The organism is Nostoc sp. UCD121, assembly GCF_014222285.1.
In the GTDB taxonomy this organism is placed as follows: domain Bacteria; phylum Cyanobacteriota; class Cyanobacteriia; order Cyanobacteriales; family Nostocaceae; genus Nostoc.
Map to the genome: position 1 here is coordinate 94,013 of NZ_JACKZS010000002.1, position 24,707 is coordinate 118,719.

Below are 24,707 nucleotides of genomic sequence, written 5' to 3' on the forward strand. Positions count from 1 at the left end.
CCTAAGTAGTTCACTTGTGAATTGCACCCCTGACCAAAATCACTGTACTGTCTACACCAGAGGCGATCGCTTCGGGAATATTACCTTGAATTGCCTGCTGCAATAATCCCTCGCGGGAAGCTCCCAAAACTACAACATCGTAACCTTCGGTTTTCACTAGGTTAATCACACCTTCAGCTACTGAATCAGCTTGCACTGGGAGCGCAACTACACTACTAGATAATTTTCGCCGTCGCATCAACTGACGGATGGCTTGTTCTGAAATTGACATATCCGGCTTGAGTTCAGATGGATTAAACACCTGTGTCAAACGAATTTGCGGATTGTTTCCCAATGTAATTAAAGCAGGTAACAACTTAATCGCTAGGGGGGAATTGGGGCCACCAGCCATTGGAACTAGCCAACGGTTGAAGAGGGGACTGGGGACTGGGGACTGGGGAGTTGTGCCTAATTTTACTAATACTACTTCGCAGGTGGCTTGGCGAATTATGTTGTCTACAACGCTGCCAAAAATCCGACCAGGGGTAGATGTGTTACCTTTCCATCCCATTAAAATTAGGTCGATGTGTTGTTCGTTGATTGTCTCTAAAATTGCTTGGGCTACATCGTGGGTAACTCGAATCTGCGTGTGCAAGGGGATTTTCCACTTTTTTGCTAAGACTTCCGCCTGTCTTAGCAAGCGGCGACTCTTTGCCGTTCTTACTTGTGTTTCTGATGGGGAACTGTGGCGGGGTATGAGCATAACTTGCACACAATCTATTTCATAATGGCGATCACGGGCAATAGCTGCTGCCATAAGTAATAAAATACCTGCGGTTTCGGGATTAGCTACTGGTACTAATAATCTACCGCTACCAGTGCTAGGCGATCGCGTTTGGTAAACTATATATGAAGGTTCTGGTTGCAGTTTAGGAGTTCCATTTCCACAATTGAGATGATCTGCTTCCGCCCGAATAATATCTGCACGGGTAATAATCCCGATCAGTTTCCGTCCATTCACCACTGGTAAGCGACTGATTTGATAGCGATCGAGTAAATACAACACATTGCCCAGAGTGTGAGTCGGTGTCACCGTCATCGGGACAGGTGTCATAATTTCTTTTAAGAAAATATCGGCTAGATTGCGATCGCGAAGTGCATGATTTGCACTCTCACGAATTTTCAGCAAATCTGATTGCGTCACAATCCCTACTAACTTGCTATCTTCTACCACAGGAAAACCGCGATGATGGGAACGAGCAAAGGACTGCATTGCTTCTTCTAAGCTCATCTCTGCATCCAGAGTTTCCACTCGTTCTTGCATCACATCTTTTGCAGTTAACTTGGTTAATGCTCCCTCCATCGGAACTTGTTTGGTGAGAGCAATTCCTTTTAACTCCAAAAGTTTCTCATAAAGCGAACCAGGGACTACCTTATCCGCAACCAGATAAGCTGCTACAGAAACAATCATTAAAGGTAGTACCAGATTGAAATCTGTAGTCATTTCAAACACAATCACAATTGCTGTGATTGGCACTTTGGAAACGGCGCTAAAAAATCCCCCCATCCCCGCTAGGGCGTAAGTAGTTGGAGAACCAACTCCAGTGAGATATAACTCAGTTACACCGATAATATGTCCTAAACAAGAACCCATAATCAGACTGGGAGCGAATAATCCCCCCGGCGCTCCCGAACCAAATGCTATGAGTGTAAGGATGAATTGGGCGGTAAAGGCGATCGCTGCTACTGTAGGATGGGCCCCTCCAGTAATTAAAGACTCCCGTAATCCTGTATTATCACGGAAGGATGGGGGGAGCATAGCCACAACAACACCAGAGATAAATCCAGCTAAAGCTACGCGTAGTGGTAAGCTGATGTGTAATTTTCTATAAAATTTAATACTAAATATTAAGCCGCTATTAAACAATGCACCCAGTAAACCTGCCAAGATTCCTAACAGTACGAAAAAGGGGATTTCTGGGATAGAGAATTGGCTAGAAGATTGTGTTAATTGCAGGTTAAGGTCAAGAGAGCCACCACCTAAAAGTCGGGATATCACCCCACCAATAAAGGAGGCGATAATGGCAGTTCCCAGAGTCAATCCTGATAAATCTTGGAGTAACTCTTCAACGATAAATAATACACCTGCGATCGGGGCATTGAAAGCAGCAGCCAAACCCGCACCCGCTCCAGCTGCAATCATTTGCCGTCGATGATCGGGGGAAGTGGGAACCCAACGACTCATCCCTGCTGCCAAACCTGCCCCCACTTGGACAGTAGGGCCTTGCCGTCCGAGAGTCATGCCCGAACCGATGGCGATGATAGCGCTTAGTAACTTTACACCAGCTACCCGCCAGGATAAATTCACAGGCACATTTGCCAGAGAAGCTTTGACTTGCGGAATACCGCTACCAGCAGCCTCTGGTGCCAATCTATCCACCATCCATCCAGCGAGAAATCCCAGAACAAGACCAATTACAGGTAATACCAGCCATGCCGGAAAAAGGTGGGTTGTATGCACTCGCCATGTCCCCAGCCATCCCGATCCTACTTTCAGGAACACCGCAGATAGGGCAGCAACCAAACCGATAACACAAGCTTCGGCGATCGCTAAACCTCTCCTAGGCTGCCACCAGGTGCGAAAACGCTGATTCATACCAATTTTGGATTTTAGATTTTTGATTTTGAATTACTAAATCTTTCCTAAAAAGCTGTTCGGTGGAATCTCAGAGGATATTTTAAAATCATCGGCAAATACGCTACTACACAAGCACTGTCCTCAATTACGAATTACGAATTACGAATTACGAATTAATTACTTCTCCCCGTGGTGGATAGCCCTTCTACTATCAGAGATGGAGTATAACAAGAACCATTCCAGTCACCATCGTTGCCCAGTGCAACCAATTGCTTCAGGGCTGTGTAAACATTACCTGCAACCATAGTATCCTTAACGCGCCCAATTACTTGACCATTTTGGACGCGGTAGCCTAAATCGACATTGATCGAAAAATCTCCAGAAATACTGCCACCATCACCCAGCATTTGATCCACAATCAAGCCATCATCTAGTTGTTGAATCAAATCTGGTAACGATGCCGAACCTGGCTGGATTAGAAAATTAAATAAACCAGGGGTGGGATAGCTGCCCAAACCAGGGCGAAAACCATTTCCAGTAGTGTCAGTACCCAGTTGGCGGCCGGTGGTGCGATCGCCATAGAAATGCTGTAAAATCCCATTTTCGATAAATACTAAAGATTGAGTCGGAGTACCTTCATCATCAAAAGGGCAACTGTAAGGGCCAGCTTCTGGATCTTGGTAGAGAGTGAGACTGGGGGCAACAACTAGGTTCCCTAAACGTTCTGCCCAAGGTGAAGATACTTCTAAGACTTGCTTGCCATTTAAAGCGGCTTGCACAGTACCCCAAAGCATATCAGCAGCTTTAGAAGTGAACAAAATCGGGACACGACCAGTAGGGGGCGAGACATTTTCTCTGGCCCAAATTAACCGTTGTAAAATTTGGTTAGCTAATCTCTCAGGGTGAAGTTCCCCCCGCTTGGTTTGACCATCAGCAACACTTAAAAAATCATCGCCACGTACCCATTCTGCTGATACATAGCAGTTAAGGGTAGTATCAGTGTAGTAACAATCTAAACCTTTGGTGTTGACTATTCTGGTAGTTTCAATATCACATTCCCAGTCACCATTGCACACAACATCGGGATAGACATCGCGGATGAGTGCGATCGCTTCTTTGCCCCAGTCTACCAAAATCTCTATCGGTACACTTTCTCCTAAATCTGGGTAGGAGGGCTGAAAATTAGAGCCTAATTCTACAGTTTCCGGTTCATTTAAATGGCTTAATGCCAGAGCTTTTTCCACCATCACTTCGGCTAAGACAGAACCGTAAGCCACCGTCAGCCCCGGACGACCGTTTCGCCAAAGCCGTAGTGCTGTACCTTCAGATTGGTTGGTTTCTAGCTGTTTGAGCCGGTTTGCCTCAAAAAACACTGGACGAGAAAGCGATCGCGACTGATACACCTCAGCAGCTTCTGCTCCAGATTTTATAGCTAGTTCCAGCAACTGTTCGGCTAGTGTATCTTGTGACAAATTTTCAGAACCCATGACCCTTAGTGAATTGTGGATTTTGAACCGGATATCAACGCACCTTGGAGAAAGTGCGATCGCTAAAAAGCAACGATCGGGCTTTCTGCCGATGGACGCAGATAACTATCCAAAAATCATCAGCGTTTCCTTACAGTTACGATTTGGAACCGCAGATCAAAACTGATGGACGCAGTTAATTATCCCAAATCATTGTCATGTCTCAACGGATCTAGTCATTTGTCATTGGTCATTTGTCATTTGTCATTCTCCTTTTCCCCCTTGTCTTTCCAGTCCCCATTCCCCATTCCCCATTCCCAATTCCCCATTCCCAATCCCCATCTTCAAAGATTAACCTCTTGCAATAGCCAAAAACCAGCAAAAGATTCTGCTTTGGGATCAGACTGTATACCAATAAAATGCACTCCGTTAGCTTTTTGCTTGGCTTCTTCAAAACCTTTAGCCTCTGCCAAGACTTGAGGTTTTTTTATATTTGCCACAATCCAGCTTTCAGTTACACCCGTTTCTAAAAGCAATCTCGCCTCTTCGCTAGTATCAAATCTTAAGAAAGCCAACTCCAAACCAGACATCCAGCCAGCCAAAGGCAAGGCTCTCGGTGAGAAAATCAAAATACCAGGAATACGGGCTTCGGGTGAAACTTTCGCCAATTCTAAAGGGAAAGCTTCACTAAAACCAATTTCCCACTCTGGCATTTCAGCCAAATCCGCAGCATCTAAGGTAACAAATACCCACTGTTGCCCTTCCAAAGCATCTGGTAAACGTTGCGGCAAAGGTTTTTCCAAGCGGACTGAGGGATTCGTCCCCCCTTGATACCCCGGTTCTTGAGGATACACTTCCTCCATACGCTCTTCTAGCCATTGGTTAAGAACCAAAGTACGGCGACTAGGCTGGGCGGGAATGCCTATATCTTGGCAGGCTTTAGTAATCATGTTGTTCATTTGGCGGCGGAAAAAGCGGATTTTAATTGGTGCTTTTCCAGCTTGGGTAATAGCCTCTTGCAATGCTGTCCGCAACCAGCCCGAGTTTACCTGGGTACTGGGACAATATTGAGCATAGCGAAACAAAGAATCTGGTTTTGTGCTGATATCCAAGGGGCTTTCGCAGACTAAGACTTCCCAAATTTTTTTCTGATTATCGTCCAAAATCGGACGGGAGTAAAAATCGATTTCCCAAATACTGCCCATGTTTTGCGGTAAAAATCTGGCTGCTATGTTTTCCTGATATGTTGATCATACGAGTGTTGGGGCAGCATTGGGCATTGGGAATTGGGAATTGAGAATTGAGAATTTGGAAGAGGACTTGCGGACAAGGAGAATTGGGGATAAGGGGAAAGACTTGTTTCAAGTTCTCACCTCTTGTCCCCATTCCCTTTCCAAAAATGAATGTAGAGACGTTGCAATGCAACGTCTCTACAAGGGTTTCAGGTAACGCATAATTAATTTCTGGAGATGTCTAGTATTCTCATCTGTTGGGTATATGCTGTGTTGTGTTTAGATTTGAGAAAAATAGCGATCGCTAAAGTATCTCCTTATTAACCACGATTGATCCAAACACCTCTGAGTCCTGCTGCTTTAGCGGCGTAATAGTCTTCTACAACGCTATCGCCAATATGCCATGCTGCTGAAGGGGAACATTTATGTTTATCTAAGGCAATAGCAAAAATTTGAGGATCGGGTTTAGCTGCGCGTACCTGGGTAGCAATGGTGACGGAGGTAAAAAACTCTCTCAATCCTAAACTTTGCAATACTGAATAAATCCGGGAATCAAAATTGGATAGCACCCCCAAAGTAACCCCCAACCGCCGCCAGTTGATTAAAGCTGGTAAAACATCGGGATAGACAAACCACGGTTCGCCAGTGCCAAAGTGAATATAAAGTTCGCTAAAAAAAGCCGAAAAGTCAGAAAATTCCTTGAGGACACCTGCACTTTCAAAAGTGTTCAGGGCAATTATCCGCCACCAATCAAACTCGCGCTGGGGAATATCTTGGAGTTCTGCATCTGGAAATATCGGCGGCGGGGCTGCTTTAAAGCTTTTGATGAAGGCTGTATTTAATGTTTCGGCTGGAACCGTCACACCAAATTCTTCGGCTATCTGACTATAAACTTGACCCACACTGCCTTTAACATCGAAGAGTGTACCCACAGCATCTAAAAAAATAACTTTCGGTTGTTCCATCAAAGTTTGAAGATTTTGAATGTTAGATTTTGGCTCGTTAGAGAGGTTCTGTGGGTAGAGTCTAGCATCTGCTAAGTAGCTTGACGAAAATAAAGCAAATCATTGTCATTGGTCATTAGTCATTAGTTCCAATTCCCAATTCCCAATTCCCAATTCCCAATAAAGTTACTTAGAAAGTGTCTCAATGATTGGACGCACTAGCCAATTAAAACCAACTTTGAGTTGATGGTCTAAAGTTGGCAACCTATATAAATAGGCAATCCGACGGGCGACGGATGCCAAGGGGCCATCTAATTTAATTCCCAAACCAGTAAGGGTGGCGTTGTTTTTACCCAATGTCATCATTTCTCCTAACTGTTGGTAATGGAAGGGAAGGAGAGGACGATTAGTAAGACTTGCCCAAATATTCCAAGCAGTATAATCAGCTTGCTGAAAAGCCGCTTGTGCTGTGGCGGGGACTTGCTGTCCTTCAACATCATGACAGTCTGCTAAATCTCCCAAGGCGAAGATTTCTGGATGATCGATGACTTGTAGATTGGATGTAGTGTTAATTTGACCGCGCTGATTTTGCTTGAGGGGAAGAGATTTCACTACAGGCGCAACCCTATTTCCCACAGTCCAAATTACCAAATCTACGGGAATCGTGTCTAACTGGCTTTTGTACTCTAGGGTGATGCTATTTTGCTCTATTGATTCAACTTTCGTTTCTAAGTCCAGAAATACGCCACGGGCTTCTAGAGCTTTTTTTGCTGCTTCCCGGTTAAACTCTGGAGAAGTTCGCAAAATTTGATCGGCGATTTCAACGATCCGAAAGCGTCCTCTTTCACCGAGTCTGTCGGCTAACTTACAGGCTAACTCTACACCACTGTAGCCAGCCCCAATAATTGCCACCCGAATTTTATCAGCATCCGATTCTTCTAAAAATCGCAGGCGTTCTTCCAAACGATAAGCATCAGAGATGGTGCGGAATGGGTAGCCATAGGTTGCCGCACCGGGGACTAAATCTAGCGGTGTCTCACCTCCTAGTGCCAGCACTAAGCGATCGTAAGGGATTTCTGGCCCTTCATGTATATTTACCCGTTGCTGGTCGATGTCAATTCCAGACACAACCCCTTGATAAAAACGCACCCCTGTACCTTGTAAAAGTTCTTCAAAGGGTGGGGCAATTTCCCAGGTTTGCAGTTCGCCAGTGAGTAATTCGTAAAGTAAAGGGGAGAATAGGAAGCGATCGCTTTGATCTACCAAAACAATTTCGGGTTTTTGCGTAGATTCCCAAGGTAACTGGCTTAAGCGCAAGGCTGTGTAAAGACCACCAAAGCCTCCACCAAGGATACAAATTCTAGAAGTTTGTTGAGTCATCGATTTTATCTATAAAAGGATCAATACTAGCTAGGCAACTAACTTCAGGGTAACTGAAACTTTATCAAGTTGAAATCCCATCAAGTTTTTGAGAAATTAGTCATTAGTCATTTGTCACATTTATCTAACGGTCGATTCGCTATAGTTAACAGTTACAGGCAACTGCAAAAAGGAGTTAAAGAGATGGAAATTAAGCCAACTGACCCATCGCTAGCACTCATGGATATTCCCCCTGGCTATCTCAACATTATGGGTTATGTTGATCAGTCAGAAGTTAATGGCCCTGGTTGTCGCGCAGTCGTCTGGGTACAAGGTTGTCTCCGTGAGTGTCCTGGCTGCTTTAATACTAACTCCTGGTCTTTTGAGGCTAACCAATTGATTGCTGTTGATACCCTTGCTGAAAATATTCTCAGCAATCCCCGCAACACAGGTGTAACTTTTTCTGGTGGAGAACCCTTTTGGCAAGCAACTGCATTGGCATCTTTAGCGCGTAAGGTAAAAGCTGCTGGGTTAAATGTAATGTCTTTTTCTGGGTTCACTCTCAAGCAACTACAGTCTCAATCTGCGCCGCCAGGTTCTCAAGAATTGTTAGAACAACTTGATATCTTGATTGACGGGCCTTTTGTCCAATCTCTGGCAATTAATTCTCCTAACTCTCCAGTTTCTTCTAGTAATCAACGGGTTCGTGTGTTAAATCCGGCTTTCCAAGACCAGATTACTTGGGCTAGCGATCAGATAGAAGTCCACATTCTCAAAGATGGTGGGCGCATTGTCACTGGCTATCAAGGTGGGCTGGAATTAAGTTAGGGAATGGGGAATGGGGAATGAAAAGTTAAATAGATTCCAATACTTCTCGGTTAGCGCAATTAGTCGTTGCAGATCCCCCAACCCCCCTTAAAAAGGGGGGCTTATAACCCTCTTTTACCCCCTTTTTAAGGGGGTCGCCGTAGGCGGGGGGATCTGAATTTAGGACGGCTCAACCCAAATCCTAGAAGTATTGAAATAGATTCTACCTTCTGAGGGTCAACGTTCACCTTTTGAGGGTCAAAGTTCACCTTCTGAGGCTCAACGTCCACCTTCTGTTCTCTTATCGAAGAGAAACTATATATAAATGCAGCTTTGTTTGAGACGGATTTATAGTTAATGAAAATACTAGACCGGAATTTGGCTAAACCATTTAAGACAATTTTTACTGAACACCGCATCCTTTGGGCTGTTTTACTCCTGAGTGCAGCACTGGTGGTAACGCTAGCGCTATCACTTTCTCAAGGAGCAGTACCTTTAAGTATGTCGGAATTTTGGCAAGCCATACTCCACAAAGGCGATCCGATTAAACAGACAATTCTTTGGGATTTACGTCTCCCGCGCATTACGGCTGCTCTCATTGTTGGCGCGGCTTTGGGAATGTCAGGAGCATTACTGCAAGGGATGTTACGCAATAGTCTTGCTGATCCATTTATTTTGGGCATTTCTGCGGGTGCTGGATTAGTAGTGATTGTGATGATTGTGTGGCAAATATTCCCGATCGCAATTCCTTTAGCTGCGTGGATGGGGGCAATTTTGACTTCTGCGATCGTTATTTTACTCGGTCGCGCGGGGTCGGGAATTTCGGTTGAAAGGTTAATTTTAGGCGGTGTGGCGGTGAGTTCTTTATTTGGTGCTGTACAAAGTACATTGCTGCTTTTAGCTGAAGATGGTCAAATTCAAATTGCGCTCAGTTGGCTGGTTGGTAGTCTCAATGGACGGGGTTGGCAAGAAATCTCGACGGCTGGCCCGTATATCATCGTTGCATTGATTGGTGGATGCTTACTGGCGCGATCGGTAAATGTGCTGGCTTTGGGAGATGATTTGGCTGTGGGTTTGGGGGTTTCGTTGACGCGATCGCGCTTGTTAATTGGTGGTGTCGCCACTCTCTTAGCCGCAGGTGCAGTCAGCATCAGTGGTTTGATTGGATTTGTTGGTCTTGTTGTCCCCCACGGTGTCCGCCTCATTGTTGGTACAGATCATCGCTTTGTTTTACCACTTTCCGCCCTTGCAGGTGCATGGTTACTGACTTTTGCAGATTTACTCTCTAGATTAGGAGCAGTAGAACTACCAGTAGGTTCTGTCACTGCGTTGCTGGGTTCACCCCTATTTATCTGGTTACTTTATCGTCGTTCTGCCGGGTTTAATAAATTTTGAGCTAATCTACTTATGATTAAAGCCAAAATTGTTTTTTACCTTCAGTTGAGACTATAAAATAATATCCTTTACGCCTCAGTGTATAAAAAACCTGCCAAATTGGCTGTATGAGTTTGGTTGTGTCTGGTAAAGTATTAAAAGTAAATTACTTGTGGGCTATATTTACCGAGCTTTACTATACTTTTAAAAGCATTTAACTAAGTCTGCTCATTTTGCTTTGCTAACGGAATAATAAAAGTTGCTGGTGTATTCACTACAACAGCAACAAGCAGAATAAGCAGTTTTGGTTTATTTACCTGGTCTATTTCAAAATAGACCAGGTATTTTTATTTACTCACTTGCATTTATACCAATTACCCCCATAATTATTAGGGCGATCGACAAAAGTTTGATAAATGTAGCAGATTCACGAAACCAAATAATACCAATGATTGCAATTAGGACAGTTCCCAACCCAGCCCAGACAGAATAAGCCACGCTTACTTCAAGTCTCTTGAGAGCAAGAGTTAAAAAACTAAAACAAAGTCCATAAAAAACAAATATTAATACTGAAGGGACTAATTTAGTAAATCCTTCTGATAACTTCATGCAAGTTGTGCCTGAAACCTCAAAAAGTATTGCTGCGATGAGATAAATCCAACTTGTTGACATATCTTTTGTGGGCGGTTTGTTATCAGTCTTTTATTATCTCTATGAAAACAATAAAATACAACACTTTTAATTGATATTATTGATTAAGTAAATCTTCTAATACCAACTATTTGTTAAATTGCACAGAATAATCTGGTTCAAACTTGCGGCAAAATAACCTGATTCAGGAACAATTCAAAATGTATCGGGTATATTATTGTTCCTAATAAATATGTCTACTAATTCCGATGCCTGGCTTTTCAAATAAATGAAGTATTTATCTACCTAATATTAGCTTACAAGCACATTTTATCAATTATAAATTAGAGAATTATTAAATTCAAGTCTCTCTTGTCGAGTTTACCGAACCTCGTTAGTTCAGATTACCCTACATTTATTGTGGTTCGGTAATCATCATAAATCATGTGATAAAAACCGAATTTACACCACTTTTATTTTTAAATACTATGAAAAGCAAGGAAACAAATCCTCAATTAGTCGAACAGCAAACATACTGATTATACGAGGTAGAAAGATGGCATTAGTACGTTTGAACCCCTGGCAAGAATTGAACACAATACAACGTCAAATCAATCGTTTATTTGATGAAGAAACTTTACCATCTGCATTTTTAGATAGAGGCTACGCTAGAGTTCCTGCTGCTGAGTTAAAAGAAACTGAAGATGCAATTCATCTAAAAGTAGAACTTCCGGGAATTGAAGCTAAAGACCTGGATTTGCAAGTTACAGAAAATGCTGTATACCTCAGTGGTGAGCGGAAGTCTGAAGCTAAATCTGAAGAGAAAGGTGTAATCAAAAGCGAATTCCACTACGGTAAATTCCAACGTGTAATTCCTTTACCTACTCGGATTCAAAATACTAACGTCAAGGCAGATTATAAAGATGGTATCTTGAACCTGACGCTACCCAAAGCTGAAGAAGAAAAGAACAAAGTCGTCAAAGTTAATCTAGCATCATCTGGCTAATTTCTGCTTTATATCTGCTAGCTATTTATTAAACTAAATAAAAAGCGCTCTCCAAAAAGGGAGCGCTTTTTAATGTGACTAACTGAGGCTATATAGATTTATTAGGAAAGTGCAAAATTCTAAATCTTGTAGAGTGTGTTATCGCCAAGAGTACGACATTACATCAGATTTTAGGTGCGCTAGGACGAATGTTCTAACGCACCCTACAATATTTGCTCTTGATTAAATCTACATTTCTTAGTTAACCGTTAAGCTCATCTTCTTGATGAGTTTGGATTACACAGTCAGAAGTTGGTCTGGCAACGCAGGTGAGAACAAATCCTGCATCCATTTGATCATCGTCTAAGAAGTTCTGATCCGATTGGTCAATTGTACCTGAAATCAGCTTACCAGCGCAGGTTGAGCAAGAACCAGCATTACAAGAGTAAGGCAAGTCCATATCATTTTCTTCGTTAGCGATCTCTAAGATGTACTCATCATCAGGAACTTCAATAGTTTTTTCTCCATCTGGAGTCTTTAATGTGACTTTATAAGTTGCCATGTAACAATCCCTAGCTAAATGTGAACTACATTGTTGATCCTACGGGTTTATGTGCTGCTAGTCTAGAGTTAAATGTGGTTGATTACTCTACATCCTGAAGCGCTTAGTGTGAATTGGAAGTGAGAGTAAAAAATTCTGCGATCGCTTCAGCAAATCCCTCAAATGAACTATAATCCCTAGACACGATGGAGACATTCACACCCAACTTTCGCGCATTGGCAGTTGTATAAGGGCCAAAACATGCAACAATGCAACCTTCATAGTCACTTTGCGAGTTGACCATTGTCAAAAAGCTTTCTACTTCTGCCGTGCTACTAAAGGCAATGACATCAATCATTCCTTGATGTATCAGGTTTAATTCAATACTATAGATACTTGTGTCTAAGCCCTGTGTAATATATGTGGGTACACGAGTGACTTCTATGCCCAATTGCTGCAAATCCGTAATTAAATTGGGTACAACATCAGGCTCAGGCAAACCAACAACTTCTGGAGCAGGTATCAGCACTTTTTTGTCATAAATTTGCGGAATTTTCGCTAATTCCGCCACAATCCCGGCTGGACTAGATTCTGTTGGAATTAAATCTACCTTGCCACAAAAAGACAATAGGCTTTCTGCATCTTTTCCCAAAGCACATAATTGACATTTTTCTACCACAGATACAGGAATATTTAAATCATTCATCCGGTGAAAAAATGCAGTGATGCCATTTCTACTTGTGAAGACAATCCAATCAAATTCAGCTATGTGGTTAAGAGCAGCATCTAACTTAGTATAGTTTGATAAATAGCAGGTTTCGATAGTAGGCATGAGAACAGGTAAACCACCTTGTTTGATAATTTGTTCACATAACCTATAAGCATAATTTCTCGGTGCTGTTACTAAAATTCTCTTGCCATATAGAGGTAACTCTCTAGATGGAGTGAGTTTGTTGAGTTGTTTTGATTGGGTGTGCATATTTGTTTATCAATAAATGATATAAGCTCAACCTTATCCAAAATAAGCATTGGGATTTAGATGGGGTTGACAGCAACAGATAAATTTCTGACTTCTCACCGACATCCTCGACTGAGTAGCAACTTTCCATTAGTAAGTCGATAAAGCCCTTCTGCTTCGATAATAGGGTCGCCTTTTTTCCAAGCAGGTGATGTTGGTTCAATATTACGCACTTCACCAGTAGAATATACTGAAATTAATCCATTCCCTGGACTATTGCGTAAAGCGCCAGAACCAGTAATGAAGAATGTACCACCTTGCTTGGAACTGCGTGAAATGCAACTATTGGCGATGAGTGCATTGGTGTCGATGACGTTTGGAGATGCTCCAGTGAAGTTGTTTTGAATAGAATTGGTATCAGGTGCGTTAATATTTGTTATGCCTGAAACGCCTAATTCGGAACTTGCAGTAATATCACTTTTTTCGGTTGGCTGTGGACGCGACTCGATACCAAAGATACCTTGCGAGTTGATTTGAACTTTTCCACCCGAACCAGTGTATGCATTAGCTTTAATATCGCTGTTTTCTTTGGGGATGGCGACGATGAATTTAGAATTGATATTGATGTTACCGCCATCGCCACCAGCTTGGCTTCTCCCTGCGGTAGTTGAAATGAAAGCGCCATCGCGCAACAGCAATAAATCAGCGATATTGAGGTTTATGTCACCACCATTACCTGCGTTCGTTGAAGAAGCGATCGCACTGAGTTTACCAATAATTTTCAGAACATTAGCATTAATTTTGATATTTCCAGCGTCACCCGTACCGAGGCTGCCAGAGATAATTTGAGCATCATCACGTATATCAAGATTATTGGTAGCGATATCTATATCACCACCTTTACCATTAGCCCCTTCGTAAACTGATGATGTTATACCAGTGAATAACCCACCGTTTGAACCAATCAGGCTAATGTTATCAGCTTTTACTGTTAAATTACCCGCATTTCCATTTCCGAAAGTTGCTGATGATATCCCCGATTCTTCTTGTATATTTAATAGTTGAGTTTGGATGCTGATATTGCCTGCATTGCCTTTAGCTTCGTCGTCAACCTGAGTGATGATAGCACTACTTCCGCGTAAATTAATTTGCTCGGCATTAATCCCAATATTTCCCGCATTACCTTGATTGAATGTGCTGGCAGAAATTTGCCCGTTATTGCTGAGGTTTAAGCGTTCTGTTGTCACATCAATACTGCCCCCAGAACCAATTCCCCCCGTTTGCACTTCGGCAAATAAACCTGATGGTGCAAATGAACCATCTAGTCGTTCTCCACCAACCCCAGTAATATCAATAGAATCAGTAGCATGAACCACCAAATTACCCCCTTGTCCTCGTCCTGCTAACACTGAGGTTGATATGTTTCCCCCATTACTCAACCGCAACCGCTCTGTATCAATAGTTATTGTGCCGCCTCGGACATCGGCATTACTTCCAGTAACATCCGAAGATAAGTCACTCATATCAGAAATACCCCCGAGCCGAGACAGAAATTCTTGTCTTAGAGGATCAGACAAAAATTCTTCCGCAGCAGCTTGATCTAGTCCGGCCAAAAACTGTTCTTTAGGTACGAAAACAAATCCATCCAATTCTACATCTTTGGCGCGGATGGTAATATTCCCGGCATTACCACTGCTCCTAGTAGATGAGGTGTTTATATGTCCTCCTTGAGTTAGGGAGAGTTGAGGCGTTTCTATCGTTATATTGCCACCATTTCCTGAGCCAGTATAAGTATTGCTTGATACATTGCTTTTGCCGCTAATTCTTACATATTCACTTGCTTTAATCAAAATGTTAGCCGCATTTGCGCTGCTATAAGTATTCGTTCTGATATCACTCCCATCTTTGAGATTGAGTCGCTGGGTTTCAATGGTGATATCCCCTGCTGTTGCTTGAGTTGTACTTCCGAGTGGAAGAAAAATAAGTGTATATATATTACTTTGAGTCACCTCAACCGCATTTCGAGCCTGAATAGAAATAGAACCGACACTTCCACCATTAGATGCAAGTGCTGTTACTCCCCCCCCTAAGAAATTATTTTGAACTCGCAAAGTGCCCGTTTCAATTTGTATATTTCCTGTTGAACCAGAGCCACGGCTGAATAGCCCTAAAGAGCCGTTATCAGTGATATTGACTGCATCTGTAGTTCGCACAGTCAAGTTTCCGCCATTACCTGCACCGTTATTGTAAACCTGGATAAAGCCGCCATTGACGTTAACCGACTCCGTAGCATTTAAGGTGAGATTCCCTCCATTGCCTTTCCCATTGCTAGATGTAGAGATTCCAACAATATTTTCCGGTGTTCCATCTCCGGTAATTGTGATTTTTCCAGCATTGATGGTGACATCACCACCCGCACCGATATCATCGCTGTCGGAAAAAATGGAACTGCTGCTAGCAAGATTTACTGCATCGCTGGCTTGAACTTGAATATCACCACCCCTTGCTGCACCAAAAGTAGCGCTCACAATGCTAGAGTCATTGTCTAAATTCAATTGAGTCGCATCAACAACAATTGAGCCGCCATTGTTACCGTAAATAAACACATCGTTTAACCCAATCTCCCCCCCAAATAGTTCAATTGCACTATTTCCACTCGCAACGATGAAGCTTCCATTCGTTAAGTTGATGGGTGCGCGTCCGACATTTTCTGGTAGATTAAAACCCAATGAGGAGCCATTAACATTCAACCCAACGGTTGTATCTCCACTGACTGCTGCCAATTTCACTTGTCCATTTCGAGTAAACAAAAAACTACCATCTAAGGCAACCTCACCGCCCAGAAGTGCTAGGGTGCTACCAGAGCCAACATTCAACGCATTAACTGCTTGGTTAGTAATACTTCCGGGTTGGGAACCAAATTGCAAGCCAACTGGTACATTGATAGCCAATAACGGCGGTACTTGGGGATTTGTGGCGCTAAACTCTACGCCATTGGGAAAGATTAAGCTATTTGCTGTTGTTCCCAAAAAAGAACCTTGTATATCTAAACTGGCATTTTTACCAAACACAATGCCATTAGGATTTAGCAAAAACAAATTTGCATCACCTAATACACCTAATCTCCCGAAAATATTCGATGAGTTACTACCAGTAACGCGAGAAAATATATTTATTATCCCTTCTGGATTGGCGAAATAAACGCCTCGACTAACACCGACGTTAAAATCTTGAAAGCTGTGAAATAGATTAGTGCCACGAGCCGCACCGCCATCGATAATGTCATTATTTTGATTAAAAGGAATGACTTGCGATCGCTCTTTCCCCAGGCTATTATCGGGAGTTAACTGAGCAAAAGTAGGATGAATAGAAACTGCGATCGCTCCCATCCACCCCAGCCATCCTGCGATGCTAAACCGCAAAATTTTCATAATTTTTATTATTTCTGTAGGACTCCCCAGATCCCCGACTTCTTTAAGAAATCGGGGATCTAATCTAAATGAGCGGATCTAAATCATCATTTTCTATTTAGCGATCGCATGGTTTAAACTGGGTAAATATTTCTTCCCTTCACCGACATCCTCGACTGAGTAGCAACTGTCCATTAGTCAGTCGATAAACCCCTTCTGCTTCGATAATAGGGTCGCCTTTTTTCCAAGCACGTGATGTTGGTTCAATATTACGCACTTCGCCAGTGGAATATACTGAAATTAATCCACTCCCTGGACTATTACGTAAAGCCCCAGAACCAGTGATGAAAAATGTACCATCTTGTTTGGAACTGCGTGAAATGCAACTATTGGCGATGAGTGCATTGGTGTCGATGACGTTTGGAGATGCTTGAGTAAAGCTATTTTGAATGGAACTGGTATCGGGTGCGTTAATATTTGTTATGCCTGAAACGCCTAATTGCGAACTGGCAGTAATATCGCTTTTGTCGGTTGGTTGTGGACGCGACTCGATACCGAATATACCTTGGGAGTTGATTTGAACTTTTCCACCCGAACCAGTGTATGCATTCGCGCTGATGTCGCTGTTTTCTTCGGGGTTAGCGACGATGAATTTAGAGTTAATATTGATGTTACCGCCATCACCCCCACCTTGTGCCCTACCTGCGGTAGTTGAAATTAAACCGCCACCACTCAACAGCAATAAATCAGCGATATCAAGGGTGATGTCACCACCATTACCTGCATTTGTGAAAGAAGCGATCGCACTGCCTCTTCCCAGAATTTCGATAAAATTAGCCTTAATTCTAATATTTCCAGCTTCACCATTACCTGTGCTGCCGGAGACAATTTCAGCATCATCGCGTACAGTCAGGCGATCGCTAGTAATATCTATATCACCACCTTGACCATTAGCCTTTTCGTCAACTGATGATAGCAAACCAGTTGCAGTCTCACTGTCTGAACCGCTCAAGATAATGTTATCAGCCTGTACTGTTAAATTCCCCGCATTTCCATTTCCCTGAGTTGCCGATGATATCTGCGATTCTTCTTGTACATTTAATAGTTGAGCTTTGATGCTGATATTGCCTGCGTTACCATTAGCTTCATCGTCAACCTGAGTTATAACCTTGCTATTTCCACGCAAATCAATTTGATTAGCATTAATCCCAATATTTCCGGCATTACCTTGATTGAATGTACTGGCAGAAATTTCTCCGTTATTACTGAGGTTTAAGCGTCCTGTTGTCACGTCAATGCTGCCCCCAGAACCAATTCCCCCCGTTTGCAGGTCGGCAAATAAACCTGATGGTGCAAGTGAACCATCTAATCTTTCTCCACCAACCCCAGTAATATCAATAGAATCAGTGGCACGAACCACCAAATTTCCCCCTTGTCCCCGTCCCACTATCACTGAGGTATCGATGTTTCCACCATTACTCAAGCGCAACCGTTCTGTGTCAATAGTTATTGTGCCACCCCGCACATCTGCATTACTTCTCAACACATCCGAGGATAAGTTACTCGTATAAAAAACACCCCCTAATCGGGACAGAACTTCTTGCGTTAGAGGGTCAGACAAAACTTCTTCCACACCAGCTTGATCTAGTGCAGCCAAAAACTGTTCTTTGGGTACGAAAACAAACCCGTCTAATTCTACATCTTTGGCGCGGATGGTAATATTCCCGGCATTACCACTGCTTTGAGTGGATGTAGTGTCTATATGTCCTCCTTGACTGACAGTGACTCGCGGCGTTTCAATTGTTAAATTACCTCCATTTCCCGAGCCAGAAAATGTACTGCTTGATACATAGCTAGAGTAACCACTAATATCTACGTATTCACTAGCTGTAATAAAAATGTTAGCTGCATTTGCACTGCTAAAAGTATCCGTTCTAATCTGACCGCTATCTTTGAGATTAAGTCGCTGGGTTTCAATGGTGATATCCCCTGCTGTTGCTTGAGTTGTACTTCCTCGTGGTGTAGCAATACCCGTAGATATATTACTCTGAGTCACCTCAACCGCATTCCGAGCCTGAATAGAAATAGAGCCGACACTTCCACCACCAAATGAAAGTGCTGTCACTCCCCCGCCTAAGAAATTGTTTTGAACTCGCAAAGTACCCGTTTCAATCCGCAGATTACCTGTTGAACCTGAACCAAGGCTTCCGAGTCGTAAAGAACCTTGGTTAGTGATATTGACATCATCTGTAGCTCGTACTGTCAAGTTTCCTGCATTACCTGCACTTCCAGATACAACAGAGACAAAGCCACCATTGATGTTAACCGACTCCGTAGCATTTAAAGTGAGGTTCCCTCCATTGCCTTTACCACGAGTAGATGTAGAGATAATACCGCTATTCTCTGCTATTCCATCTCCGGTAATTGTGATTTTCCTGGCATTGATACTAATATCCCCGCCCGAACCCGTAGCCGAAGCGCTACTAACAGATAAAATCTGATTGCTGTTAGCAAGAGTTACTGCATCGCTGGCTTGAATTTGAATATCACCACCCTTTGCTGCACCAGAAGTAGCACTCTGAATTCCAGCGCCGTTATCTAAATTAAGTTGAGTTGCATCAACAAAAATTGAGCCGCCATTGCTACCAGAAATAAACGAACCGTTTAGTCCAATCTCGCCCCCAAATAGTTCAATTGCACTATTGCCACTTGCAATGATGAAGCTACTATTCGTTAAGTTGATGGGTGCGCGTCCGAAATTTCCTGGTAACTTAAAATCCAATGAGGAACCATTGACATTTAACCCAACAGTTGTATCCCCACTGATTGCTCCCAATTTCACTTGTCCATTTTGAGTAAACAAAACACTACCATCCAAGGTGATTTCACCGCCGATCAATGCTAAGGTGCTACCATTGCCAACACCCAAACCATCAACAATATTTCCCTGAGAATCCCGAATCACTGCTTGACTAGTAATACTTCCAGGTTGCGAACCAAACTGTAAACCAACTGGTACATTGATAGCCAATAACGGGGGTACTTGGGGATTTGTGGCGCTAAATTCTACCCCATTGGGAAAGACTAAACTATTTGCTGTTGTCCCCAAAAAAGAACCTTGTATATCCAAACTGGCATTTTTTCCAAACACAATGCCATTAGGATTTAGCAAAAACAAATTTGCATCACCTAATACACCTAATCTCCCGAAAATATTCGATGAGTTACTACCAGTAACGCGAGAAAATATATTTATTATCCCTTCTGGATTGGCGAAATAAACGCCTCGACTAACACCGACGTTAAAATCTTGAAAGCTGTGAAATAGATTAGTGCCACGAGCCGCACCGCCATCGATAATGTCATTATTTTGATTAAAAGGAATGACTTGCGATCGCTCTTTCCCCAGGCTATTATCGGGAGTTAACTGAGCAAAAGTAGGATGAATAGAGACTGCTAATGCTCCCACGCATCCCAGCCATCCTGCGACGCTAAACCGCAAAATTTTCATAATTTATATTTCCCCATTTCTTCTGTAGGACTAGATCCTAGATACCCGACAACTTTTACGAAGTCGGGGATCTAAATCATCAATTTAGCGATCGCTAGCAATCTTTTGAAGGTATTCGATGCGTTGCTGAGTATTTTTTTGTTCTACGTCGTTACCTATCAATATTTCCGACTCTGCAAGTTCTTTAACTAAATTTGCCCCAGTCTGCCCTAGTTTACCATTATCAGTTGCTTTTAATGCTTCTTTGAGTGCTTCATACCACAGATCGTTTTCAGCATAATAACTCACGCTTTCGGGAATGCTAGTAAATTGTTTATTAGCAAGTGACTCAGGATTGATGACGGTAAATTCTGCACGCCTAACAATCGGGCTATTTCCACAGTCAATTGAAATTTGCCATGAATATGTTTTACCCACTGTGAGTTCGGGGTAATCGGGGGGAAGTTCTAGCTTGTTAATCCCGACGATTGCGGGTATTTCTTTAATTTTGCCAATTTGTTTAGGGTTATTGCTTGAATCAAATTCAGCCAATCGGAATCGCACATTTTGGGAACTTGACATATACCAAGCTAACATTGGACGGGTGGAAGTGGTTTTACCGATATATGTTTGAGGCGCAAGCTGTGTCAGAGGGATACTGCCGTTACTTGGACATCCACGGGAACCACCCGCACGGGAATGTCCGCTAGCTGGTTTGCGATCGCGTGGTTTAAACTGGGCAAATGCTGGGAATGCTGTCATTAGAAAAACCATGCCCACAACTAAGCTTGTAAGTCTGCGGTTATTTCGCCAAAATCCAATATGTTGATGACTCATGGTAGATGTTGTTGATTGTAAGGTTATCTGAAACTTTTGAAATTCTTAATTTTTTCCCATTTCTATAAGAGATTGTTTTAAAAGTTGCTACTTATGTATCAAATATTTTTAGATCCTCCTAAATCCTCCTTAAAAAGGAGGACTTTGAATGAGGGATATAGGAGAGATAGTGATAGAATCTGGTGCTTTTCAAACATTCTCTAAGCCGAATCATGAATATAAAGTTTTAAAACTCAAATTCTCTCTTAAGTTTCCAACTAAGTTCACAGATAGTCCCGCGAGGAGAAAGTGATTCGCGTAGAAACTCCCCTCTTAATTGTTGAGCAAGTATTTTAGAATGCTTTGTGCCTTTATTTTCTAATTTTGATGTGATTCCCGAACCATTATCTTTGACGGACAATTTATAGTTATTTAAACTACAAACACCTGATGCTTCTACACGCTTGACTCCTTGGGCATGTTTGCCAACATTACACAAAGCTTCTTCCAAAAAAAGACAAACTCCCCGTTTGTCTTCCATACTTAAATATTTATCATCAATTGGGTCAAAATTGCGAATTTTAACTTTTAATGTTTTAAAATTTTCAAAATCCTTCCGTTCTAAGGTACTAGAATAAACTTCATATAACAAATCGTGAAGTGGTCGGTTCAATTCAAGAATTAATCCGCTACCTAAACGCAAACTCTCTTCTGTGGTTAATGCTTCGAGTTTGAGAAATTCGCCAATTTCTCTAATCTCCCGATCGAGTTTTTCAAATTGTCCCAGCAATTGCTCGTAAGAGATATCTTTAGCACGTAGATGCTTTAATCCATAAGCGAGGGTTTGCAAAGGGCCATTATGAATTACGGTAAAAGTGTTTTGAATGGTGTTTTGACGTTCGTGAATTTGCGATCGCAAGAATTTATCATGCTGGTAAAATGCAAAAGCACTCAAACCTACGCCATTCATGGCTAATACAAGCAAACCTGGTGTTACAGGAATCCATACACCCCACACCCACAGCATCATATACCCACAGCTAAACAGACAAAATCCCGCTACACTTACACCCAGTATATTTTTCCAAACAGATTGGGTCAGCCGTCCGATCATAATCGGCAAAACCCCCCAAATAAATATCCATGTATACTCTCCAATATCTCCCCAACTGTCCAACATTGGACGACCATCCATTACAGTACTCAAAATTTGGCTGATCACATGAGCGTGATAGTCAATGCCATAAATTTGACCGCTTAATTTTAAGCCAGGCAAGGCAGATGTATAAATAGCATCTCCCGTACTCAGGTTGCGGTTGCCAACTAACACAATGCGATCGCGCAGCAATTCTGCATCAACTTGACCATTGAGAATATCGCGTAGCGACACAACATTAAAAGGTTGCTCACTGTTGCGGAAGTTCATTAAAATTGACAATCCTCCATCATCAACCCTGACGTATCCGCCAAAATTATGGGTAATTCGGGGTAATTCAATCCTACGGAATCTGATGGTATTCGGGTCATTTATTCCCGTTTGTAATTCAATTCCTTTTGCGTCTAAATACTTCGTAACTAACCGCAATGCTAAAGAATATTTATCTTCGTTGATATTTTTAGGATTCGGCGTATATAACAAATAGCGTCGATTTTTGCTATCCTCATCATTAGGTAAATCAATAAACCCAACTCCTTCGGGTGGCAAGCTCTGGGGTGGTGAAGTTTCTGCGGGTGGTAAAATTTTTTCAATGCCAATAATCTTAGAATTTGACCGTAATACCTGCGCTAGTTGTTCACCACCAGGTTCAACAGGAACATTTTTGAAGATATCCAAACCAATAGCTAGGGGTTTATAAGTTTCCAGCTTGGTAAGCAACTGTGCAATCTTCTCATCTGGAATTGGATACTGCTTAACCCATGCAATATCCTTTTCATCGATACCCACAATTACTATATGTTCATCACGTTTTTCTAGCGGACGTAGACGTAACATCGTATCGAGAAGCATCCATTCCCAAGATTGCATTCCCCCGGCTATTCGGATCAACATCACCACAAATAGAACTATAATCCCTGGAGGTGCAGCCAGCGACCACAACCCAAATTCTTGGCAAATACGATTCCAGATTCCCCTTCTCATTTAATTTAGGATTTATTTTCCCTATATTTACAGCATATTTAAGGATGTATTCAAAACCTTTCCCCTTTAACCGAACCGTATTGCTATACCTCTAGCATGTGGCCGATTTAGGTGAAAATAGCTGTAATTAATCAATTAAACCTTCTTCACGGGAACGAATTTCGGTGAGGATTCGCATATTCTTACCACTTTGCTTGCAGTCTTCAGGATACACCCCCAAAACATCCTGAATCTTCGTCCAGTAAGTACGTACCGCTCGCTCTGATTTATACATTCTGTCTGCGATCGCCTTATCTGTCAAACTCTCTTCAAAAGCCAAACGCAACACATCCAACCATTCCGGCTTGAGTTCGATTCCTGTTTTGATGTCTTTGGTGTGAGTTGCACCCTGAAGTGCTAAATTAACCCGCATGAGCATTTCATCTTCGGGTAATCCTTTATCTGCGATCGCAAACCCACCCTGATGATTATCAATTTCGTGTTTAATTCTGATTAATGCCTTCACATAACTAGTTTGCACTATGAAATTCTGATGTGGATATTCTTTAAGCAAAGTTTGCAACAGCTTAATTCCGGTATCAATTTCTGCTGTCTCCCCTTGGCGATCGGGAATTGATAAATCCATCAAAATCAAGTCAAACTGGTAACATTGCACTTGAGAAAGTGTATCTTTTGCCGTCTGAGCCTTGATAATAGTAGCTTCAGGATACTTTCGACTTAAGACATCAAGAGTACCAGTCAAAATTAATTGGTGGTCATCGACAACAAGAATACCGAGCTTCTTTTCCACTGCTAAATGCCTATAAACTTGATCTTCTCTCAAACTTTTCATCACCATATTTTTATCCAAATTAAAAGTTTTTTTAAGCCTTACTACTCAATACTTAGTCATTGCAAGTAATATTTAAAACCAGCAATTTTCTAAATATCCTCTTTAAAGTCTCCGCCTATTTTAATTTGAGATGAATGTCCTACCTATGCAGAAAAGTGCAAATAATGCCGAGAGGAGATTGTTCATCACTATTCAATTCATGCACTGAGAAGGTTCTGGGGATCTGGATATTGTAGTATGATTTATTGACGATGACAAAACCCGCAGATGTCAGCACCAAAAGCTTAATTAGCCTTGCACCCGACAACTGGGTGAGATGGGTAACTCAAATTCCCGACATTACAGTTGGGAAAATTCTCAACTCAGAATTTCAATGGATAAGTAGGGAAAATGATGTTTTAATCCGCGCTAAAAGTCCCCTAGATGGAGAATTTCTAGTTCTCACCGAATTACAATTACGCTATAACTCCAAAATGCCCCGCCGAATGCGTGCGTATGCTTCCTTAGCAGAAGAGAAGTATAATTTACCGATTTATCCTGTACTAATCAACATTCTGAAAGTAAGCGACACGCAAATTCCTACAACCTACACATCAAATGTTGCAGGTTTACAATCACGTCAAGATTATCGCGTCATTAATTTGTGGGAAGTTGATGTGAATATTGTCTTTGAACAACCGTTACCATTATTGCTTCCCTTTGTACCAATTCTCAAAGGTGGCGAAAATGAATCCATAATCCGGGAAGCATTGCAAATTTTGCGTAGAGATGAACAAGTGAACTACCCCGCCGTAAGACGGACGGGGCTTCCCAATTCATCGGGAATAGCCTCCAGAACTCCGTAATTCATTGGTCTGGCATTCCCTCCAAGGGCAGGAATCCTGGTTCCCAAGACCCAAATCTTTATTCTTGCAATATATATCTATTAGCTTGGTTTTCGCTTATGGCATTGATGGTCAAGAATTCAATATCCTACCAGAAAATTCTGGGGATTCGTCATACACTTGTACTGAGCGTAGTCGAAGTATCTAGGGCTTGCTGAAAAAGTCGTATTTAAGCCAGATCAAGAATCAATTAACAATGCTTGTAAGTGAAAATATAATTTA

The 24,707-nt window shown here is 42.2% G+C and carries 17 protein-coding genes and 1 pseudogene; 5 read left to right on the forward strand and 13 right to left on the reverse strand.

Annotated elements, in window-relative coordinates; genetic code table 11:
- Positions 1 to 10: 10 nt before the first annotated feature.
- Both GNF10_RS01020 and GNF10_RS01025 read right to left on the reverse strand, forming a co-directional pair.
- Positions 11 to 2,635 (reverse strand): chloride channel protein, encoded by a 2,625-nt coding sequence (locus GNF10_RS01020; RefSeq protein ID WP_185583355.1) that lies wholly within the window; start codon positions 2,633 to 2,635, stop codon positions 11 to 13.
- Positions 2,636 to 2,790: 155 nt separating this feature from the next.
- Positions 2,791 to 4,104: a TldD/PmbA family protein gene (locus GNF10_RS01025; RefSeq protein ID WP_185583353.1), complete on the reverse strand. Its 1,314-nt coding sequence runs from the start codon at positions 4,102 to 4,104 to the stop codon at positions 2,791 to 2,793.
- Between GNF10_RS01025 and GNF10_RS01030 the strand changes: the two genes are divergently transcribed.
- Positions 4,103 to 4,270 (forward strand): hypothetical protein, encoded by a 168-nt coding sequence (locus GNF10_RS01030; protein ID WP_185583351.1) that lies wholly within the window; start codon positions 4,103 to 4,105, stop codon positions 4,268 to 4,270. The genes GNF10_RS01025 and GNF10_RS01030 overlap by 2 nt on opposite strands.
- Before the next feature lie 157 nt (positions 4,271 to 4,427).
- Here the strand turns inward: GNF10_RS01030 and GNF10_RS01035 are convergent, their stop codons facing one another.
- The 3 genes from GNF10_RS01035 to GNF10_RS01045 all read right to left on the reverse strand — a co-directional run bounded on the left by GNF10_RS01035 (position 4,428) and on the right by GNF10_RS01045 (position 7,639).
- The gene (locus GNF10_RS01035; protein ID WP_185583348.1) at positions 4,428 to 5,288 is read right to left on the reverse strand and encodes a Tab2/Atab2 family RNA-binding protein; all 861 of its coding nucleotides are present in this window, start codon (positions 5,286 to 5,288) and stop codon (positions 4,428 to 4,430) included.
- Between the two features lie 347 nt (positions 5,289 to 5,635).
- Positions 5,636 to 6,280 carry an HAD family hydrolase gene (locus GNF10_RS01040; protein ID WP_185583346.1) on the reverse strand — a complete coding sequence of 215 codons (645 nt, stop codon included), beginning with the start codon at positions 6,278 to 6,280 and terminating at the stop codon, positions 5,636 to 5,638.
- Positions 6,281 to 6,445: 165 nt separating this feature from the next.
- Positions 6,446 to 7,639 (reverse strand): NAD(P)/FAD-dependent oxidoreductase, encoded by a 1,194-nt coding sequence (locus GNF10_RS01045; RefSeq protein ID WP_185583344.1) that lies wholly within the window; start codon positions 7,637 to 7,639, stop codon positions 6,446 to 6,448.
- A 183-nt stretch (positions 7,640 to 7,822) separates the two neighbouring features.
- Here GNF10_RS01045 and GNF10_RS01050 point away from each other — a divergent pair, with 183 nt between their 5' ends.
- Positions 7,823 to 8,446: a 4Fe-4S single cluster domain-containing protein gene (locus tag GNF10_RS01050; RefSeq protein ID WP_185583342.1), complete on the forward strand. Its 624-nt coding sequence runs from the start codon at positions 7,823 to 7,825 to the stop codon at positions 8,444 to 8,446.
- 336 nt (positions 8,447 to 8,782) lie between these two features.
- Complete coding sequence (locus GNF10_RS01055) at positions 8,783 to 9,820, forward strand: iron ABC transporter permease (protein WP_185583340.1); 1,038 nt, start codon at positions 8,783 to 8,785, stop codon at positions 9,818 to 9,820.
- 330 nt (positions 9,821 to 10,150) lie between these two features.
- Here GNF10_RS01055 and GNF10_RS01060 read toward each other — a convergent pair whose 3' ends face one another.
- Positions 10,151 to 10,471: a multidrug efflux SMR transporter gene (locus GNF10_RS01060; RefSeq protein ID WP_114080550.1), complete on the reverse strand. Its 321-nt coding sequence runs from the start codon at positions 10,469 to 10,471 to the stop codon at positions 10,151 to 10,153.
- A gap of 514 nt (positions 10,472 to 10,985) precedes the next feature.
- Here GNF10_RS01060 and GNF10_RS01065 point away from each other — a divergent pair.
- Complete coding sequence (locus tag GNF10_RS01065; protein WP_185583338.1) at positions 10,986 to 11,435, forward strand: Hsp20/alpha crystallin family protein; 450 nt, start codon at positions 10,986 to 10,988, stop codon at positions 11,433 to 11,435.
- A gap of 241 nt (positions 11,436 to 11,676) precedes the next feature.
- Here GNF10_RS01065 and GNF10_RS01070 read toward each other — a convergent pair whose 3' ends face one another.
- The 7 genes from GNF10_RS01070 to GNF10_RS01100 all read right to left on the reverse strand — a co-directional run bounded on the left by GNF10_RS01070 (position 11,677) and on the right by GNF10_RS01100 (position 23,607).
- Positions 11,677 to 11,976, reverse strand: a complete 300-nt coding sequence (locus GNF10_RS01070; protein WP_185583336.1) for a ferredoxin — start codon at positions 11,974 to 11,976, stop codon at positions 11,677 to 11,679.
- 103 nt (positions 11,977 to 12,079) lie between these two features.
- Entirely contained in the window at positions 12,080 to 12,934 is an 855-nt protein-coding gene (locus GNF10_RS01075; protein WP_185583334.1) for a uroporphyrinogen-III synthase, read from the reverse strand.
- A 95-nt stretch (positions 12,935 to 13,029) separates the two neighbouring features.
- Positions 13,030 to 16,344 carry a filamentous hemagglutinin N-terminal domain-containing protein gene (locus GNF10_RS01080; protein WP_185583332.1) on the reverse strand — a complete coding sequence of 1,105 codons (3,315 nt, stop codon included), beginning with the start codon at positions 16,342 to 16,344 and terminating at the stop codon, positions 13,030 to 13,032.
- A gap of 139 nt (positions 16,345 to 16,483) precedes the next feature.
- Complete coding sequence (locus tag GNF10_RS01085; RefSeq protein ID WP_185607102.1) at positions 16,484 to 19,834, reverse strand: filamentous hemagglutinin N-terminal domain-containing protein; 3,351 nt, start codon at positions 19,832 to 19,834, stop codon at positions 16,484 to 16,486.
- Between the two features lie 84 nt (positions 19,835 to 19,918).
- Positions 19,919 to 20,650 carry a DUF928 domain-containing protein gene (locus GNF10_RS01090; protein WP_185580566.1) on the reverse strand — a complete coding sequence of 244 codons (732 nt, stop codon included), beginning with the start codon at positions 20,648 to 20,650 and terminating at the stop codon, positions 19,919 to 19,921.
- A 226-nt stretch (positions 20,651 to 20,876) separates the two neighbouring features.
- Complete coding sequence (locus tag GNF10_RS01095; RefSeq protein WP_185580565.1) at positions 20,877 to 22,769, reverse strand: CHASE2 domain-containing protein; 1,893 nt, start codon at positions 22,767 to 22,769, stop codon at positions 20,877 to 20,879.
- 127 nt (positions 22,770 to 22,896) lie between these two features.
- Complete coding sequence (locus GNF10_RS01100) at positions 22,897 to 23,607, reverse strand: response regulator transcription factor (RefSeq protein WP_185580564.1); 711 nt, start codon at positions 23,605 to 23,607, stop codon at positions 22,897 to 22,899.
- Between the two features lie 245 nt (positions 23,608 to 23,852).
- On the opposite strand from GNF10_RS01100, the pseudogene GNF10_RS01105 reads away from it, so the two are divergent.
- Positions 23,853 to 24,383, forward strand: a pseudogene (locus tag GNF10_RS01105) (Rpn family recombination-promoting nuclease/putative transposase); the annotation flags it as partial.
- Positions 24,384 to 24,707 lie beyond the last annotated feature (324 nt).

Bases quoted from the DNA above. Each gene is read 5' to 3' on its own strand.
- GNF10_RS01020 (WP_185583355.1), bottom strand. From the start codon at position 2,635: ATGAATCAGCGTTTTCGCACCTGGTGGCAGCCTAGGAGAGGTTTAGCG.
- GNF10_RS01030 (WP_185583351.1), top strand. From the start codon at position 4,103: ATGACCCTTAGTGAATTGTGGATTTTGAACCGGATATCAACGCACCTT.
- GNF10_RS01025 (WP_185583353.1), bottom strand. From the start codon at position 4,104: ATGGGTTCTGAAAATTTGTCACAAGATACACTAGCCGAACAGTTGCTG.
- GNF10_RS01035 (WP_185583348.1), bottom strand. From the start codon at position 5,288: ATGGGCAGTATTTGGGAAATCGATTTTTACTCCCGTCCGATTTTGGAC.
- GNF10_RS01040 (WP_185583346.1), bottom strand. From the start codon at position 6,280: ATGGAACAACCGAAAGTTATTTTTTTAGATGCTGTGGGTACACTCTTC.
- GNF10_RS01045 (WP_185583344.1), bottom strand. From the start codon at position 7,639: ATGACTCAACAAACTTCTAGAATTTGTATCCTTGGTGGAGGCTTTGGT.
- GNF10_RS01050 (WP_185583342.1), top strand. From the start codon at position 7,823: ATGGAAATTAAGCCAACTGACCCATCGCTAGCACTCATGGATATTCCC.
- GNF10_RS01055 (WP_185583340.1), top strand. From the start codon at position 8,783: ATGAAAATACTAGACCGGAATTTGGCTAAACCATTTAAGACAATTTTT.
- GNF10_RS01060 (WP_114080550.1), bottom strand. From the start codon at position 10,471: ATGTCAACAAGTTGGATTTATCTCATCGCAGCAATACTTTTTGAGGTT.
- GNF10_RS01065 (WP_185583338.1), top strand. From the start codon at position 10,986: ATGGCATTAGTACGTTTGAACCCCTGGCAAGAATTGAACACAATACAA.
- GNF10_RS01070 (WP_185583336.1), bottom strand. From the start codon at position 11,976: ATGGCAACTTATAAAGTCACATTAAAGACTCCAGATGGAGAAAAAACT.
- GNF10_RS01075 (WP_185583334.1), bottom strand. From the start codon at position 12,934: ATGCACACCCAATCAAAACAACTCAACAAACTCACTCCATCTAGAGAG.
- GNF10_RS01080 (WP_185583332.1), bottom strand. From the start codon at position 16,344: ATGAAAATTTTGCGGTTTAGCATCGCAGGATGGCTGGGGTGGATGGGA.
- GNF10_RS01085 (WP_185607102.1), bottom strand. From the start codon at position 19,834: ATGAAAATTTTGCGGTTTAGCGTCGCAGGATGGCTGGGATGCGTGGGA.
- GNF10_RS01090 (WP_185580566.1), bottom strand. From the start codon at position 20,650: ATGAGTCATCAACATATTGGATTTTGGCGAAATAACCGCAGACTTACA.
- GNF10_RS01095 (WP_185580565.1), bottom strand. From the start codon at position 22,769: ATGAGAAGGGGAATCTGGAATCGTATTTGCCAAGAATTTGGGTTGTGG.
- GNF10_RS01100 (WP_185580564.1), bottom strand. From the start codon at position 23,607: ATGGTGATGAAAAGTTTGAGAGAAGATCAAGTTTATAGGCATTTAGCA.